The 17,411-nt window shown below is 39.4% G+C and carries 20 protein-coding genes; 15 read left to right on the top strand and 5 right to left on the bottom strand.

Annotated features, from left to right (window positions below):
* Positions 1–8 precede the first annotated feature (8 nt).
* The 9 genes from ACNKXS_RS04290 (at position 9) to ACNKXS_RS04250 (ending at position 8,834) form a co-directional block, all read left to right on the top strand.
* Positions 9–923 (top strand): polysaccharide lyase family 7 protein, encoded by a 915-nt coding sequence (locus tag ACNKXS_RS04290; protein ID WP_417920141.1) that lies wholly within the window; start codon positions 9–11, stop codon positions 921–923.
* A gap of 52 nt (positions 924–975) precedes the next feature.
* Positions 976–1,836 carry a polysaccharide lyase family 7 protein gene (locus ACNKXS_RS04285; protein ID WP_417919775.1) on the top strand — a complete coding sequence of 287 codons (861 nt, stop codon included), beginning with the start codon at positions 976–978 and terminating at the stop codon, positions 1,834–1,836.
* Between the two features lie 184 nt (positions 1,837–2,020).
* Positions 2,021–2,731: a FadR/GntR family transcriptional regulator gene (locus tag ACNKXS_RS04280; RefSeq protein WP_417919774.1), complete on the top strand. Its 711-nt coding sequence runs from the start codon at positions 2,021–2,023 to the stop codon at positions 2,729–2,731.
* 200 nt (positions 2,732–2,931) lie between these two features.
* Positions 2,932–4,218, top strand: a complete 1,287-nt coding sequence (locus ACNKXS_RS04275) for an MFS transporter (protein ID WP_417919773.1) — start codon at positions 2,932–2,934, stop codon at positions 4,216–4,218.
* A gap of 22 nt (positions 4,219–4,240) precedes the next feature.
* Positions 4,241–5,005 (top strand): SDR family NAD(P)-dependent oxidoreductase, encoded by a 765-nt coding sequence (locus ACNKXS_RS04270; RefSeq protein ID WP_417919772.1) that lies wholly within the window; start codon positions 4,241–4,243, stop codon positions 5,003–5,005.
* Between the two features lie 72 nt (positions 5,006–5,077).
* Positions 5,078–6,097: a PfkB family carbohydrate kinase gene (locus tag ACNKXS_RS04265; protein WP_417919771.1), complete on the top strand. Its 1,020-nt coding sequence runs from the start codon at positions 5,078–5,080 to the stop codon at positions 6,095–6,097.
* Positions 6,098–6,104: 7 nt separating this feature from the next.
* On the top strand, positions 6,105–6,773 hold the full coding sequence (locus ACNKXS_RS04260; protein WP_417919770.1) for a bifunctional 4-hydroxy-2-oxoglutarate aldolase/2-dehydro-3-deoxy-phosphogluconate aldolase: 669 nt from the start codon (positions 6,105–6,107) through the stop codon (positions 6,771–6,773).
* A 37-nt stretch (positions 6,774–6,810) separates the two neighbouring features.
* A complete protein-coding gene (fbp, locus tag ACNKXS_RS04255; protein WP_417919769.1) occupies positions 6,811–7,815 on the top strand; it encodes a class 1 fructose-bisphosphatase in 1,005 nt (334 codons plus the stop codon).
* Positions 7,816–7,856: 41 nt separating this feature from the next.
* Positions 7,857–8,834, top strand: coding sequence for a LacI family DNA-binding transcriptional regulator (locus ACNKXS_RS04250; protein ID WP_417919768.1), 978 nt, complete (start codon positions 7,857–7,859; stop codon positions 8,832–8,834).
* Between the two features lie 9 nt (positions 8,835–8,843).
* Here ACNKXS_RS04250 and ACNKXS_RS04245 read toward each other — a convergent pair whose 3' ends face one another.
* The 4 genes from ACNKXS_RS04245 to ACNKXS_RS04230 all read right to left on the bottom strand — a co-directional run bounded on the left by ACNKXS_RS04245 (position 8,844) and on the right by ACNKXS_RS04230 (position 12,371).
* A complete protein-coding gene (locus ACNKXS_RS04245; RefSeq protein WP_417919767.1) occupies positions 8,844–9,230 on the bottom strand; it encodes a VOC family protein in 387 nt (128 codons plus the stop codon).
* A 318-nt stretch (positions 9,231–9,548) separates the two neighbouring features.
* Entirely contained in the window at positions 9,549–9,953 is a 405-nt protein-coding gene (locus ACNKXS_RS04240) for a response regulator (protein WP_417919766.1), read from the bottom strand.
* Positions 9,953–10,351, bottom strand: coding sequence for a response regulator (locus ACNKXS_RS04235; protein ID WP_417919765.1), 399 nt, complete (start codon positions 10,349–10,351; stop codon positions 9,953–9,955). Before ACNKXS_RS04235 ends, ACNKXS_RS04240 begins: the two co-directional genes overlap by 1 nt.
* Complete coding sequence (locus ACNKXS_RS04230) at positions 10,344–12,371, bottom strand: PAS domain-containing protein (RefSeq protein WP_417919764.1); 2,028 nt, start codon at positions 12,369–12,371, stop codon at positions 10,344–10,346. Before ACNKXS_RS04230 ends, ACNKXS_RS04235 begins: the two co-directional genes overlap by 8 nt.
* A gap of 467 nt (positions 12,372–12,838) precedes the next feature.
* On the opposite strand from ACNKXS_RS04230, the gene ACNKXS_RS04225 reads away from it, so the two are divergent.
* A complete protein-coding gene (locus tag ACNKXS_RS04225) occupies positions 12,839–13,135 on the top strand; it encodes a hypothetical protein (protein WP_417919763.1) in 297 nt (98 codons plus the stop codon).
* On the opposite strand, the gene ACNKXS_RS04220 is transcribed toward ACNKXS_RS04225, so the two are convergent.
* Positions 13,132–13,719, bottom strand: coding sequence for a riboflavin synthase (locus tag ACNKXS_RS04220; RefSeq protein WP_417919762.1), 588 nt, complete (start codon positions 13,717–13,719; stop codon positions 13,132–13,134). The two genes, ACNKXS_RS04225 and ACNKXS_RS04220, sit on opposite strands and share 4 nt — an antisense overlap.
* 61 nt (positions 13,720–13,780) lie before the next feature.
* On the opposite strand from ACNKXS_RS04220, the gene pdxA reads away from it, so the two are divergent.
* The 5 genes from pdxA to accB all read left to right on the top strand — a co-directional run bounded on the left by pdxA (position 13,781) and on the right by accB (position 17,367).
* Entirely contained in the window at positions 13,781–14,827 is a 1,047-nt protein-coding gene (pdxA, locus tag ACNKXS_RS04215) for a 4-hydroxythreonine-4-phosphate dehydrogenase PdxA (protein ID WP_417919761.1), read from the top strand.
* A 95-nt stretch (positions 14,828–14,922) separates the two neighbouring features.
* A complete protein-coding gene (locus tag ACNKXS_RS04210; protein ID WP_298246946.1) occupies positions 14,923–15,456 on the top strand; it encodes a YceD family protein in 534 nt (177 codons plus the stop codon).
* Positions 15,457–15,469: 13 nt separating this feature from the next.
* Entirely contained in the window at positions 15,470–15,667 is a 198-nt protein-coding gene (rpmF, locus tag ACNKXS_RS04205) for a 50S ribosomal protein L32 (RefSeq protein WP_141876327.1), read from the top strand.
* Between the two features lie 180 nt (positions 15,668–15,847).
* Positions 15,848–16,846, top strand: coding sequence for a beta-ketoacyl-ACP synthase III (locus tag ACNKXS_RS04200; protein ID WP_298246947.1), 999 nt, complete (start codon positions 15,848–15,850; stop codon positions 16,844–16,846).
* A gap of 17 nt (positions 16,847–16,863) precedes the next feature.
* The gene (gene accB / locus ACNKXS_RS04195) at positions 16,864–17,367 is read left to right on the top strand and encodes an acetyl-CoA carboxylase biotin carboxyl carrier protein (protein WP_417919760.1); all 504 of its coding nucleotides are present in this window, start codon (positions 16,864–16,866) and stop codon (positions 17,365–17,367) included.
* Positions 17,368–17,411 lie beyond the last annotated feature (44 nt).

Genomic DNA, 17,411 nt, shown 5'->3' with positions numbered 1-17,411 from the left:
ACAGGAGCATGATCAAATTCTTAGGTACTTACACCAGAAAATTATGCTTATTTGGAATTGCGGCAGGAGCAGCCTGGACTTTAACTCAGTGTAAAACTCCTGCCTCATCTTCAAATGGTGAAGATCCAATAGCGAATTCTACTGGGAATTACAAAGTTTCAGAGATTGATCTAAGTCACTGGAAAGTTACTATTCCTGAAGGCGAAGGTAAAGGAGGTGCCATTAGTGTGGAGCCACCAGAGATCATGAACTATGCTGAAGATGAAATTCTGAAGCCGTTCATGTATAATGATTCCACTTCTGGCGCTCTAGTTTTCCATGCATATCCAAGCAACGCTACTACTGCAAACACCAAGTATTCGAGGTCTGAGCTAAGAGAACAGATGGAACCTGGAGATGATGATATCAACTGGACTTTTAAAGACGGCGGAAATCTCAGGGCCAGTATCGCAATGGATGATGTTAGTAGGGATAAGAATGGTAAATATCACAAGGTGATCATCCTGCAAATTCATGGAAGATTAACTGACGAGCAGAAAGCTGAAATCGGTCAGAAGGACAATAATGCACCTCCCATCCTCAAAATTTACTGGGACAAAGGTAAAATAAGAGTAAAAACGAAGGAGCTTAAATTCTTGGGAACTCAGCCCAAAGGTTTGCTATATGAGGAAGCCTGGGGAGATGATCAAGGCTATACTTTTAAAGAGGAAGTAGGTTTCAAAAAATTTGACTTAGAAATTGATGTTTCTGAAGGTAAAATGGTAGTCTCGTTAAATGATAATGAATTCAAAGTGTATGAGAATGTCCATATGCAAAAATGGGGAATCTTTGAAAACTACTTTAAAGCAGGGAATTATTTGCAAACCCGGGACGATGGCGCTTTCGCGAAAGTCAAATTTTACGAACTAAATGTCACCCATTAATATGTTTTTCAACTTTGAACGCTTTAGTATCTTATTCTTATGCCTGTGCAGCATGAGTCTGATTTCATGCCAGAAAGATGACAGCGTTACAGAAGAGTTAGAAACTCCAGTGGTTGTAGGTGGTGAAGAGCCGGAAGAACCTGTTGCGAAGGACTATATGTTACCGGAAATTGATTTGAGTCATTGGAAAGTGACCCTTCCCGTTGGAAGTCCTTCGGAAGTTGAGCCACCAGAGATATTGGAATATGCCACAAATGAAAGACTTAAAGCTTTTATGTATAACGATTCCTCTGACGGGTCATTGGTGTTTTATACTTACCCTGAATCTTCTACGGCAAATTCTTCATATTCCCGAACAGAATTGCGGGAACAAATCGAACCAGGAAGCAATGATGTCAACTGGACTTTTGAAGAAGGTGGCCGTATGCGAGGAACCCTTGCTGTTCCAGAAATTTCCAGGGATTCTGAAGGTGATTTTCACCGAGTGATCATCATGCAAATTCACGGGAGATTAACCAACGCACAGCGTGACCAGATTGGAGAAGATGATAATAACGCACCACCAATTCTCAAAATTTATTGGTATGATGGGAAGGTAAGGGTCAAAACGAAGATCCTTAAGGATTTAAATGCTTCAGAAGAGGAAATTTTACATACCAGTGCCTGGGGAGATGATGAAGGTTTCAATTTTTCAGAAAGAGTAGATTCAGATCCATTTACACTGGAGATAATTGCTTCAGAAGGAAAAATGGAAATTATTCTGAACGATGATGAAAAAGTGATCTACGAGAGTATACATATGGGAAAGTGGAATGTGTTTGAGAATTATTTCAAGGCTGGTAATTATCTGGTAACGACAGATGAGAATGCCTTTTCGAAGGTTAAATTCTACGAACTTGAGGTAACTCATTAAGCATGGATAACATATTGTTTGAGTTGGTCTTAGTGTTCCTTCCGGCTGAAATGTCGGCAGGACCGCTAATTAATCCAGATTGGTCTTTTTTAAACGCTTAATGCTTTCCAGCTCAGATTATTTTTTATAAATTTGAATAACCAGATTGGTTAACCAGTTTTAAAGCATCTTAGAAATTCGGCAAATGAATGTAGACGGATATACGAAAATCGAACTTCAGCAGCAAACGCGGAACGAGATCATTAGTAATATAAGAGAGTATATAAACTTCAAGAATCTCGAGCCGGGTGATAAATTGCCTTCTGAGAGAATGCTTTCTGACAAATTTGGTGTTAGCCGAAACAATCTCAGGGAAGCTATACAGACACTGGAGTTCTACGGAATATTACAAAGTGTTCCACAAAGTGGTACTTATCTAGCCAATATTGGTGTGGTTGCTCTTAATGGGATGATCTCCGATATATTAAGCCTGGCAGATCCAGATTTTAAATCACTGGTGGAAACCAGGATTCTTCTGGAACTCAAAACAGTTCGTTTAGCTGCCCTAAGGCGTACTGAAGAGCAACTGGAACACATGAAAGAGACTCTGGAGGCGTATACAGTCAAAGCAGAAAACGGGGAAGATGCCGTACAGGAAGATCTTTTATTCCACCTGGCAATTGCGAAAGCCAGTGGAAACAGTACCATGAATACGTTCATGCTTACCATTACTCCAGAGATCATCACGAATTTTGCTAAATATCATGTTTGTGATGAAAATCAGGCATTTCTAGGAATCGGAGAACATAAAGCTATTCTGGATGCTATTGAAGCTAAAGATCCGGTCAAGGCAAAGGAACAAATGAAAATTCACTTCAAAAGTTTATATAAGTATTGCTATAACGTAGATATCTGAAAGCATAAGGGATTGCACGCTCCCTTCAGATATTAATTGAGAGAAAAGTTTAAACCGGGATTACTTGATATACCTTCCAATAAAGCTATATCCTCATTCCGTATTAATTAAAAATAAACCTCCATGGGTATAAAATCTATGGTACCAGGGATCTTTTTCCTGAAAATCGAGTCTCACTTACAGGCTTTAAATTTAATAATATGAAATTAAAGGGTTTAAGATGGTGGATTATTGCTTTGATCGCATTGGCTACCATCATCAATTATATAGATAGAACGGCATTTGGTGTCATGTGGCCCGAGATGGGGAAAGATCTTGGGATGGATGAGTCTGATTATGCAGTAATGCTTAATGTCTTCATGATCACGTATGCCCTTGGTAAATTTCTTTCAGGAAAATTATACGATCAAATTGGGACCCGATTAGGCTTTATATTCTCGATTACCTTATGGTCTGCAGCAGCTATTCTGCATGCTTTTGCCCGAGGTCTGGTTTCACTTTCCATGGTAAGAGCCATGCTGGGATTTGGTGAAGCAGGGAACTGGCCTGGTGCCGTTAAAAGTAATGGCGAGTGGTTTCCGGTGAAGGAAAGAGCCATTGCACAGGGAATTTTTAATGCTGGGGCTTCTCTGGGAAGTGTTGTTGCTCCTGCCTTAATAGCTTTCCTGTATGCACAATTTGGATGGAGAACGACCTTTATCATTTTAGGATTACTTGGTTTCGTGTGGATCATTCCTTGGTTCATAATCAATAAATCAACACCAAAGAAACATCCTTGGTTAACAGAGAAAGAACGTAATCTAATTCTCTCGGGGAGGATCGAGCCAGATGAGGTGAACGAAAAGGAAAAGGGAATGTCAGTCGCCAAAATATTAAGTTATAGAGAATCCTGGGGAGTTTTGGTTTCACGATTTTTCATAGAACCTATATGGTGGCTTTTCGTAGGCTGGATGCCTCTCTATCTAAATTCTGAATTTGGATTTAGCATTGAAGAAATTGGGTCTACTATATGGATCTCCTATCTGGGAGGTATGGCAGGTAGCCTGGCAGGAGGATGGTTTTCTGGAACACTTATGGAGAAATATTCTCTTGACTTCGCCCGAAAATTATCAATACTCATAGGTGGCGCCCTTATATTCTTGGGGCTAATGGGAATTATTTTCCTGGTAGATGGCGATAATGCAATGACATTTATCTACATCGTCTCCATTGTACTTTTTGGTTTTCAGTTCGCCATAGGAAACATTCAGACGCTATCGAGCGATCTTCTTAAGGGTCCTTCAGTTGGAACGCTTGCAGGTCTGGCAGGAACGGTTGCTGCAGTTTCAGTAATTATCATGAACTGGCTTATCCCACAAATCACAGAGATTTCCTATACGCCGGCATTTATCATCATTGCGATTCTTGCTCCACTCGCAGTACTCTCCATCTATATCCTGATAAGGAAGATCGAGCCGGTTGAAATCAAACACACAAATAACTACTAATAATCTTAAATACTATTGAATTATGAAAGACTCAAATCAGAAAGTAGCGGTTGTCACCGGTGCAACAGGTGGAATTGGTTTTGCCGTGGCTAAAAGACTAGGACAGGATGGATATACTGTGATCCTGAACGGAATTCAGGACGATCATGGTGCTGAAAAAATAGAAGAACTTAAGAAAGAAGGTATCACTGCAGAATATTATGGTTTCGATGTTACTGACGAAGATGCGGTGAATGCTAATATTGCAAAAATTGGTGAAAAGTACGGTAAGATCGATGCGGTTATAAACAACGCTGGAGGTCTTGGTGGAAGATCCAGATTTGAAGAAATGACGACTGAGTTTTACAGGTCTGTTATGGCACTTAACCTAGATTCTGCATTCTTTGTTTCAAGAGCTGCTATTCCATTTCTGAAAAAAGGAGATCATCCAACTATTATTAATTACACTTCGAATGCGGGATGGAATGCTGGTGGTCCTGGTGCTGGTATCTACGGAACTTCAAAAGCAGCCGTGCATACTTTAACCAGAGCACTTGCTAAGGATCTTGCAGAATACGGAATTCGCGTTAACGCCGTTTCTCCGGGAACGATCGATACTCCTTTCCATTCACAAATCAAATCAACCAAACCTGAAGTATTTGCTTCCTGGAAAAACAATATCATGTTAGGTCGTTTGGGACAGCCAGAAGATGTAGCCTCTGTAGTATCATTCTTAGTGAGCAAAGATGCTGCATTCCTGACTGCTGAAACCGTTCAGGTTGGTGGAGGACAGGCTCTTGGAATTTAGTATTAAAAGAAAGTTAGTGAAAGTAGATCCAGTCACCTTTCGTGGAAAACTACTTTTCAGAAATCAATATCTATGAAAAATATCGTAGCCTTTGGAGAAATGCTCATGCGGCTATCGCCACCAGATAATTTACGCTTTTTTCAGGCAAGCTCATTCGATGCATCTTATAGTGGCGCCGAGTTCAATACTATGGCATCCCTGCAAAGATGGGGCCTACCCACGCAGTTTGTAACCAAACTACCGGCTAACGATTTTGGAGATAAAGCGATTTCTGAAATGAGCAGGTATCAGGTTGGAAGCAAATATGTAGCCAGAGGAGGAAACCGACTCGGGATTTACTTCCTGGAAAAAGGTAGCGCCATAAGACACAGTAAGGTCATATATGACCGGGCTGAAAGTGCAGTGGCTCAAATTCAAGAAGGTGAGATTGACTGGAAGCAGGTTTTTGCGAATGCATCTTGGTTTCACTGGTCTGGTATTACTCCAGGAATTTCAGAAACAGCAGCAAGGGAATGCCTGAAAGCCTGTAAAGTAGCCAGTGAAATGGGATTAAAAATTTCCTGTGATCTCAATTACAGATCTACGTTATGGAAATGGGGTAAAAATCCTGAGGAAATACTACCAGAAATTTTGAGTATCACCAACGTGATTCTTGGAGATTTGGCAACATTGTATAAAATGCTTGGGAAACGGGAAATCGAACCAGACTACCTCAAGCCAGAAACCTTAGGCAAATATTACGAGGAAGTTCTTGAAGTTTGTAAAGAGCTGGAATATCTACCTACGACCTTGCGATATTCGCTGAATGCTTCGCACCAGAAGATTGGTGGAATTATGTATGCAAAAGGAGAGCTTGTCAACTCTGAAACTAAGGAAATTCTGCCTGTGGTAGACAGACTTGGAACCGGGGATGCTTTTATGGCCGGGATTATTTACGGCCTGTATAATAATTTGAGTCTTCAAAAAACTCTCGATTTCGCGGTAGCAACGAGCGCTTATAAACATACCATGAGTGGAGATATCAATATCGCCAGTCTCGATGAGGTACATGCGATCATGGATGGAGAATTATCAGCATTAATTAAAAGATGATCATATAATGGCAAAATTATCAAGGCTTCAGGTGTATGAGCTCATGGAAACAACAGGGATGGTCCCTTTGTTCAGTCATCAGGACGTGAAAACTTCAAAAGAGATTATTGATGCCTGCTATAAAGGTGGTGCAAGAGTTCTTGAGTTTACCGCAAGAGAGTATAATGCACACACCGTATTTGAAGCGATTTCAACCTATGTTCGTGAGAATTATCCAGATATGGCGATTGGAATTGGTTCGGTAACCGATGCTGCTTCCGCATCTCTTTTTATTCAGTTAGGTGCAGATTTTATCGTGACGCCTGTGTTTAGAGAAGATATAGCGATCGTTTGCAATCGCCGAAAGATCGCGTTTTTCCCGGGTTGTGGTTCTTTAACAGAAATCGCAAAGGCCGAAGAAGCAGGTTGTGAGATCGTCAAACTTTTTCCAGGAGCTATTTATGGACCAGAGTTTATCAAGGCTATTAAAGGACCGCAACCATGGACGAGTATTATGCCCACTGGTGGCGTGGCTCCAACAACAGAAAGCCTCACCAAATGGTTTGAGTCCGGTTGTACCTGTGTGGGAATGGGTTCCAAACTGTTTATCAAAAACGAATCGGGAAAGTTTGACCTGGAAAAGATTGAGGCTGTGACAAGGGAATGCATGGAAACCATCAAGAAATTAAAAAAATAATCAGGCTCATTATTCTCAGAAAACAATCTGCAGTTTTATGGAAAGACATTTTACACTAGGAGAATTTATCATCGAGAATCAAAAGGATTTTCCATACGCCAAAGGTGAACTAAGTGCTTTGTTGAGCTCTATAAAACTTGCCGGTAAACTCGTTAACCAACAGATCAATAAGGCAGGGCTTGCTGAAATTCTCGGGAAGATAGGAAAGCAGAATGTTCAAGGGGAAGCTCAGGCCAAACTTGATGTTATTGCCAATGACATTTTTATAGACACTTTCAGGAATAGAGGCGAAGTGTGCGGACTTGGTTCAGAAGAACTGGAAGATGTGGTTATTTTTGATGATGAAATTCATCGGGAAGCGAAATATATTATCCTTATAGATCCTCTAGATGGTTCCTCAAACATCGATGTTGATATTACCGTTGGTACGATCTTCAGTATTTATCGAAGGATTTCTGAAGTTGGTAGTCCGGTTACTCCCGAAGATTTCCTTCAGCCGGGACGAAATCAGGTTGCTGCCGGATATATTATCTACGGGACTTCCACCATACTGGTCTATACCAGTGGAAATGGTGTAAATGGCTTTACGTTCGATCCTGGAATTGGCTCTTTTTTCCTATCGCATCCCAATATTAAATTTCCGAAGAAAGGAAACACCTATTCTATTAATGAAGGGAATTATGTGCATTTTCCAGACGGAATCAAAAAATATTTGAAATGGGTTCAAGAGCTGGATGAAGAGGAAAAACGTCCATTTACGTCCAGATATACCGGATCGCTGGTGGCAGATTTTCATAGAAACATGTTACTGGGTGGAATTTACCTTTATCCGCAGGGAACTACAGCGCCGCAGGGAAAATTAAGATTGCTATATGAAAGTAATCCAATGGCCTTTCTAACGGAACAAGCTGGTGGGAAGGCTACTAATGGTTCCGAAAGGATTCTGGATATTATTCCAGAGGAATTACACCAAAGAATTCCATTTATATGTGGAAATAAGGATATGGTGGAAAAAGCTGAAAGTTTCTTATCTCAATTTTAATCTGGGATATAAGAGCGAGTAGACTGAAAATGCTGGAAATTATGAAAAAATCGATTACACTCCGGGATATTGCAGAATCGCTGAATCTCTCTGCAAGTACAGTATCTAAAGCTCTTAATAATAGTCCTGAAATCAGTCAGAACACTAAAAAGCGAGTTCATGAAGCGGCTGCACTTAAACATTACATTCCCAATGTTTCTGCACAGATCCTGAAAGGTTATAAAACTAAGAGCATAGGCGTGGTGATGCCAACGCTTGATTCCAAATTTTATACAGATGCACTTAATGCTATCGAGCAGCAAACCGACGACCGAAATTACAGGCTTATCCTTTGCATTAGCAATGAATCTTACCATAAAGAAGTAAGCTGCGTAAATAAACTGGTGCAGTCACAGGTCGATGGCATTATCATATCACCCGCCGTAGAAACCTATCAAAAAAAGAAGTTTTCCCATCTTACTTCAGTACAGGATTTTAAAAAAGCTCTTGTGCTATTCGATCGTATTTCAAACAACATTGATTGCGATAAGATCTCAATCAACCTGGATCTCATGGTTGAACAGCAAGTTTTAAAGCTACAGAAGGATGGTTATAAAAGAGTTGGTTTTATAGCGAGTTGTATGGATGAAGATGCTTTTAATAAATGCAAAACCGGTTATTATAATGCAATTCAAAACACCGGGCAGCCGGATCTATTTTTTAATGCTGAAGCCACTACCGGTTCAAAATCCTACAAACATTTTATTCAGGAAGAGCTTCCTGATGCATTGATCGTATGTGATGCATTGCTGGCGTTAAAAATAGAAGAATTGAGTTCCATCCGAAGCAAACGTAACAAAGAAGTTGAAGTAGTTTGTCTCAATCAGGGCAATACTTTGCAAATGTCATCCTCTAAAATAAGATTTCTATCTCAAAATGGATCTGAACAAGGTAAGATTTCGGCAGACCTTATGATGGATCGTGTTGAAGGTTTATTATTTCCAGAACCAATGCAATTTGTTCTGGAATCTGCCGTATAAATCAGGATATTACGGTATATCATTATTGATCTCAATCCAGTAGGAATCAGGATCCTGAAAATAGATCTGTTTGATCCCATCATCCCTCACATAATCCTTTTCCGGGGTTCCCAGCCAGTCGGAATATGGAATACTCAACTCTCTAAGGTGCTCTATCACGGTCTCTAAATTTGCGGTTGAAAATGCGAAATGCACCGCTTTATTTGTTCTTATTGCGGCATCAGGTCGAGGGATAAGATGTAATTGTCTGCCTTCACCAATCGAGAGCCAGCGAGTTCTGGAATTAGAAGCCGTATTCTCGATCTCTTTAAACTGAAACACCTTCTGATAAAAATCGAAAGACTTATCGACGTCACGGACAGAAAGAGCGAAATGATTAAGTAAAAACTGATGCATTGTTTATATTTTTCTGAAGCCTTAATTTATAAAATTTATACTGTAAAAGAATTGCTAAATATGCGTTAAAGGTTTTGCTGATTAAGTCAATTATTTATTGGAACAGTGGTAGATATGTACAGTTAGTAAAGAAACTGATATTAAAATCGAAGATCACAAATCGCCATTCTATGACTGGAATATTTGTTTTTATAGTCAAAAGAGGACAACTACGATTATGGGATAAGCGTTGCCCTCATAAAGGCAGTGTAATGGATAAAATAGACCTCAATTGTTAAGGGGTAAATGTATCTATGAGTCTGTTACAATATGAACGACTTAAATACCCCTAGACCTCACGATATCCAGTTCTGCTAGTTTCTCCCTCGTAAGAGGTTTTCTAATTACTTTCCGAACATATGGATGCGAGCGGATTTTCTCTACTTCTTCAGCATCACTGGAAAAGGTAAGTACGTAAACAATTACATTATAATGAATTCCAGATTCCTGTAATTTGTCCAGTAATTGCTGCCCGGAAAGGATAGGCATGTTGAGATCAACGAAAATCAAGACCTCTTTTACCTCCTCATCCAGGCTAGTAAGTTTATCCAGCGCCAGGCTGGAATCATCATATCTTTCCAGAGAATTTTCAGGAAAAAATTCCTGAATAAAAAGTTTTTGTATCGAGTTGATGATTGATTCATCATCAATTATAAAAATTCTATCAAATTTGGTATTCGCCATCAGTCTTCCATTCTTTCAATAAGCTCCACCAAAGCCTGCATGGTTATTGGTTTCACCAGATAATTTTTTACCGCATTATAATCAGAAGCCTTTTGCCTGTCGGCTTCATTGATACTACTGGTCAAGATATAGATTGTAATCTGCTTCTCAATAGGTAATTTGGTAAATTCATCTAAAAATTTCCATCCGTCCCATACCGGCATGGTGAGATCTAAAAGAATGATTTCTGGGAGTGTTTTCTTGCTTTCCCAATCGGCTTTGAGTCCGTCGTAGGCTTCTTTTCCATTGTTATAGATCTGGATATTATCTATATATCCCGAAGATTCCAGGTATCTTTTAGAAAGGTAGATATGAACCGGGTCATCTTCAACAAGACAGGCTAAATTAATTTTACTCATTAGGTAGTTTGATTATAAATTTTGTTCCAACATCTACGGTACTTTCAATATCAATAGATCCGTTCATATTTTCAACTTGATTTTTTACCAGGAATAAACCTACGCCTCTCGCATCCTCATGTTTATGAAAGATTTTATACATTTTAAAAAGATCCTTGCGGTGCGTATCCAGGTCGATACCAATTCCATTATCCTCAATCTCGATTCTTACCAGCTTATTCTGAAGATCCTCTTTTGCAGTGATCTTAATCGTACTATCTCTATCTGGCGAAGAATATTTGATTCCATTAGTAACCAGGTTCAGCAGGATACTCTCAATATAAGCCCTGAGACCATACACATTAACTGTTTCCTCAATTTCAGTACTTATATCAATATTTCCGGTTTTCGTAAGAGGTTCTACGCTTTCCACGATTTTGTCTACTGCAGCTTTTAATTGCACGATTTGGAAATCTTCCTGTCCGGATACATTTACTTTCACAATATCATTAAGATCATGAATGGTAGATTCCAGGTTTCCTGAGGCTGTTTTAAGATGTTTGAAAGGTTCTTCTACTTTGATCTCCGGGTTGGACTCACTTAAGAAATCAAGTAATAATGATATACCACTGGAATGAGAACGTAAATTATGAGAAACGATATGTGCGAAATTTTTCAATCTGTCATTCTGCTTCTCGGTAATGGAAAGTAACTTTTCGATCTTTTGAAGGTTCAATTCCTGTAACTCTTCATTTTCTTTTTGCTCAGAGATGTCTTCAATAAAACTCCAAATGATCTTCCTACCATTGGGATCTTTGGCTAAAACCCCTCTCAACAATACCGGGTATTTGGTTCCATCTTTTCTTATATATTCTTTTTCATAAGGCCCGTACTTACCTGTATCATCCAGTTCTTTAAGTTGCTCTTTCTCCATCTCCAGATATTCCTCCGGTGTCAACTCAAAATAGGTGAGATTTAGAAATTCCGACTGGCTGTAACCTGTAGGCTCTACCAGTCTGTTATTAACTTCGATAAAAGCTCCAGTTTCGTAATCGTTTAAGGCGATCCCTAATGGAGACAAATTGTATAGAGATTCAAGCAGTTTTTCTCTAAATTGTATCTCAACATCCACTTTCTTCTTTTCACTAATATCACGATGTAAGCCATACATTCTGGTTGGTCTTCCAGAGGCATCTCTTTCGAAGATCTTACCCTGGCTTGATATCCATAGATACTCCCCATTTTTGTGTTTTATTCTGAATTCACTGCTGAACTTTTTCTTCTTTCCTTCAAAATGTAGTTGTACTTGCTGCTGAAGAGGCTGGAGGTCTTCAGGATGCACGATCGTTCTCCATGAATCAACCATCTGGTTAGGGAAGTCGCTTCGAGAGTAGCCGGAAATTTGAAACCAGACATCACTAAAGCTCATCTGGTCATTTACGATATCCCAGTCAAAAGTGGCAGTCTCGGTACCTTCGATTATATAATTGTTTTTTGTTTGCTCCCTGAGCAGGTTTTCATTGAGCTGTTTCAACTCATTGGTCCTTCGGGAAAGCTCGATTGACTTCATCACCTGGTTCGCTACCTTTTTAAGCTTTTCTATTTGTTCTTCGGAAAAGCTTTTAGGTTTAAAATCTATAGTGCATAAAGAACCTATGGAATAACCGGCAGAATTGGAAAGCGGAACACCTGCATAGGAAAGAATTGGATTTTCTCCCGTTACAAATGGATTATTTCTGAATCTCTCATCTTCCCTTGCATCTTCTACCACCATAAATCCTTCCGGAGAGCTAATAGTATGAGCACAAAAAGTAAACTCCCTCGGCAACTCTCTTGTTTCGAGGTCCATACCATAAGCCGACTTTATATATTGTGTATTCTGGCCAATTAAAGTGATCAGGGCACTGGGAGTACCGCAAATCTCAGCAGCCATTGCGCTCAAAAAATCAAGATCTTCATCATCGATTTTTTGTTGTGGTTTGTATTTTTCGACTTCGAGATTTCTTCTCTTGTCATTCTCAGGAATGGGAATATTATTCATTGGTTACAAATGTTGGGGCTGTACATTGGAACCTTAAAACTAAAACATTTATTTTGAACCCGACCTTCAATTCGTGCGCTATGAATAAATATTGTTCTGAATAATGCTTAAGTGAATACCGATTATTCAGTTGCCTAATATAAAATCACTGAAAAGTATAGCTTCTCACGCAGAACTGGAAAACAGAATCCCCGGTTTTGCTGAAGTAGAAGTTCTGACCCGAAAGTAAAATATAGACGCAGTCTATTGTTACAAAGGCTTTTATTGCCTATTTTTGAAAGGACAGAGAGTTTTTATGTCACTGTAATTTAGGGTGATGCATAGATGAAATTTTAATTCTAAACTGATCTTTACGTATTTACGTAAATATTTCAGAAATTCACTCGCTAACAAATGACATATCGTTCATTTAATAGTATGTGTTTTCGGGTTAGCAGCCTGAAGCTTTAGGTGTTATACTTTTAATTATGAGCCGTTTGAGAATTTTGCTTCTTAGCTTAGGTTTATTCTTTGGAATTGCCGGATCGGTCTATGCCCAGATGTCACCTCCAGAACCTATGGCGAAAAGCAACAATGAAAATCGTAAAGGTCCCCCATGTGATCCTGGTAACGGGAACGGGAACGGTCCCGGCGGTAATGGAAACGGAAATGGCGTTCCACCACCTGTAGGGCTTTGCCTTCCAATAGATGGTTATGTATATATTTTAATGGGTGCGGGTCTGGTAGTTGGTTGTTACCAGTTTAGAAAATTTGATCTCGCCTAGGAAAGCTCGGTGATTCGCTTGACATATTTCCCGATCACATCAAACTCAAGATTAACGGTATCTCCCTCTTGCAGATCTTTAAAGTTCGTATGCTCATAAGTATACGGAATGATCGCTACAGAAAATTCTGTCGCCTTACTGTTCACCACTGTAAGACTTACTCCATTAACTGTAATAGATCCTTTCTCAATCGTAAGATTTCCAATCCTCGGGTCGTACTCAAATGTAAAAAGCCAGCTACCTTCTGTTTCTTTCACCTCTGTGCAAGTCGCTGTCTGGTCAACATGTCCCTGCACTATATGCCCATCAAGACGTGCACCTAGTTTCATTCCGCGTTCCAGGTTCACAGCGTCACCAGTCTTCAGATTTCCTATGCTTGTCTTGTTTAAGGTCTCCTGAACTGCGGTAACTGTATATGTATTATCTTCAATAGAAACCACTGTAAGACAAACACCATTATGAGAAACACTCTGGTCTATCTTTAACTCCGGAGTCATTTCCGCAGAAACCTTAAGATTCATATTGCCTTCCAACTTCTCTATAGCTACAATTTTTCCTATTTCTTCTACGATCCCTGTGAACATGCTATTCTATAATAATGGTTACATTTGTGTGTAAAATTAAAATATTATATCGGGAAAGTTTATGAAACAGGAGGAAATGATCAAACTGGGGATTAGTATTGGAGATCTGAATGGGATTGGGAGTGAGATCGTACTGAAGACTTTCGACGATGCGAGAATGCTGGAATTTTGTACTCCTATTATATTCGCATCTTCTAAGATCATCAATTTTCTTAAAAAACATTACAAGCTCTCATTGAACTTCCAGGGGATCGACGATCCTTCGAAAGCAATTGATGGAAAGATCAATGTGATGAATGTCTGGAAAGAGAATGTAAATATCAAGTTTGGTGAAGAAGATAATGAGATTGGTAGTTTTGCATTTAAATCTCTTGCTGCGGCTACTTCAGCATTAAAAAATGATAAGATCGATGTGCTGGTTACCGCACCTATTAATAAGTCGACTATTCAGTCTGAAGATTTTAAGTTTCCGGGACATACAGATTATTTAGCCAGGGAACTGGGAGGTGAAAGCCTAATGTTCATGATCACAGATAACCTGAAGGTTGGTTTACTTACAGATCATGTTGCGTTGAAAGATATCGCTTCCGTCATAACTCCGGAACTCATAGAATCAAAGATTAATACCATCAGTAAGACCTTAAAACAGGATTTCAGGGTTCAGAAACCTAAGATCGCTGTGCTGGGCATCAATCCGCATAGCGGTGATAATGGTGTGATTGGGAAAGAAGACGAGGAAACTTTAAAGCCTACAATTCAAAAGCTGAGAGATAAAGGACAATTGGTATTCGGCCCTTATTCTGCAGATAGTTTCTTCGGCTCAAAAAATTATAGGAATTTTGATGCCGTTGTGGCTTCTTATCATGATCAGGGTTTAATTCCTTTTAAAACGCTATCCTTTGGAAGAGGAGTAAATTTTACAGCAGGATTGAAAAAGGTTAGAACTTCTCCAGATCATGGAACAGGTTTCGATATTGCGGGGAAGAACGAAGCAAATATTAATTCTTTTAAAGAGGCTGTATTCAAAGGGATCGAGATCTATAAAGCTCGTGAAGAATATAAGGTGCTCACAGAAAATCCGTTGAAGAAACAAGGCAGGAAGATATAAACAAAAATTTGTTTATAAAAAGAGCATAATTCATTAATTTTTATATCTTTGCACCCGCCTTAACGGAAACGTGAGGCACTCAAAACTGAGGAGAGATGAGGAATTTAGCGGAGTTTACGATCCCCTTCAAGGGATTAAAGCTTGGGAAGCACCAGTTTGAGTATGAGTTAGATAACAGGTTCTTTAAACATTTTGAGTACGAGGAATTCAATAGTGCAGATGTAAAGATCGACCTGCTGTTTGAAAAGAAAAGCACTATGATGGAGCTTACTTTCAACGCAGGGGGAACAGTAAATGTTAATTGCGATCTTACTAATGAGCCTTATGATCAACCAATAGAAAACACGCTTTTTCTGGTGATTAAGTTTGGCGATGAATTCGACAATGAAGATGAAGATCTACTTATTATTCCCCATGGAGAATATGAGGTGAATATCCAGCAATATATTTATGAGCTGGTGGTACTTGGAGTACCGGCAAAGAGAATTCATCCGGGTGTTGAAGACGGCACATTAGAATCTGATGTACTTGATAAGTTGGAAGAACACAGTTTGAAAAGTCAGAAAAAGAGAAATGAGGATGATATAGATCCTCGCTGGGACAAATTAAAAAATTTATTAAACGAATAATTAATAGGAAGCCATGGCACATCCAAAGAGAAAAATCTCGAAAACCAGAAGAGATAAGAGAAGAACACATTATAAAGCTTCAGCTCCAAAAGTTGCTGTAGATGCTGTAACAGGTGAAGCACACTTGTATCACAGAGCTCACTGGCACGAAGGTAAACTTTACTACCGTGGTCAGATCTTAATTGATAACGCAGAAGAAGTAGAGGCTTAGTAAAGTCTTAGAGCTTCAAGAATTACAGGAAACTCTCACGTTGTGGGAGTTTTTTGTTTTTAGTTGATTAAGTCCCAAAAAGACCTTAATTTGCACGCCGGTTTGATTAATATTTAGTAATTTTCTAAGAATGAAGATATTATATTTCCTGCCGATGAGGGGTGAATTAAATCCAAATTTATGAGCAAAATCACAGCAGCGATTACGGCTGTAGGTGCTTATGTACCTGAAGATATTTTGACCAACAAAATGTTGGAAGAATTGGTGGATACCACAGATGAGTGGATTCTCAGCAGGACAGGAATTAAAGAAAGACGAATACTCAAAGATCCCTCTAAGGGAACTTCTTACCTAGCCGTAGAGGCAGCCAAAGATTTGATTAATAAGACAAATCTTGATCCGGCAGAAATAGACTTAATCATTTTGGGAACAGTAACTCCAGATATGCCTGTAGCGGCTACAGCCGTTCATGTGGCTTCTGAGATTGGTGCTGTAAATGCCTTTGGCTACGATCTGCAGGCGGCATGCTCTAGTTTCCTTTATGGAATGTCTACCGGAGCGGCTTACATAGAATCTGGAAGATATAAGAAGGTTCTGGTTATTGGTGCAGATAAGATGTCCTCTATCCTTGATTATACAGATAGAACAACCTGTATTATTTTTGGTGATGGAGCGGGAGCGGCGCTAATGGAACCTAATTTTGAAGGTCTGGGATTACAGGATGAATTACTAAGATGTGATTCCATTGGACGTAATTCTCTTAAAATTGCTGCAGGTGGATCTCTATTACCACCATCTGAAGAAACTGTCGCTAAAAAACTTCATTATGTACAGCAGGATGGAAAGACCGTTTTCAAATTTGCTGTCTCGAACATGGCTGAGGTTAGTGCCGAGATCATGGAAAGAAACAATCTTACGAATATAGATGTAGACTGGCTGGTGGCTCACCAGGCAAATAAGCGCATTGTAGACGCGACTGCCAAGAGAATGAACCTTACAGAGGAGAGCAAGGTATTAATGAATATAGCGAGGTATGGCAATACTACTGCTGCAACCTTACCTTTGTTACTCAGTGATTACGAAAAACAATTTAAAAAAGGAGATAATTTAATATTTGCCTCTTTCGGAGGTGGCTTCACTTGGGGAGCTACTTACCTTAAATGGGCTTATAACTCATAAAAACCAACACCAATATTATGGATTTAAAGGAAATTCAGAATCTGATTAAGTTTGTGGCCAAATCTGGCGCAAGTGAGGTTAAACTTGAAACAGGTGATGTAAAGATCACAATTAAAACAGGTTCAGACGATAAGGAAACTACCATAGTACAACAGGTTCCTATGGGAGGACAACAACTTCAGCAAATGCCAGCACAACAGCAGGCTCCAGCTCAACAAACTGCTCCTCAGGAAGCTGCTCCAGCTGCTGAAGAAAAGCAGGCCGCAGATGATGATTCTAAATACATCACTGTAAAATCTCCTATTATCGGGACATTCTACAGAAAGCCATCTCCAGACAAGCCAACATTTGTTGAGGTAGGAGACTCTGTAAAAGAAGGTGATGTGCTTTGTATCATTGAAGCGATGAAACTTTTCAACGAGATCGAAAGTGAAGTATCTGGAAAGATCGTAAAAGTACTGGTAGATGATTCATCTCCTGTCGAGTTCGATCAACCACTTTACCTGGTAGATCCGTCATAAATTACTGCCCATTTTAACACCTGTAAGCCCATTTATGGGCTTCA

The sequence above is a fragment of the Christiangramia marina genome (genome assembly GCF_048285865.1).
GTDB classification, from domain to species: Bacteria; Bacteroidota; Bacteroidia; order Flavobacteriales; family Flavobacteriaceae; genus Christiangramia; species Christiangramia marina.
This window is presented reverse-complemented; position numbering and strand designations above follow the sequence as displayed.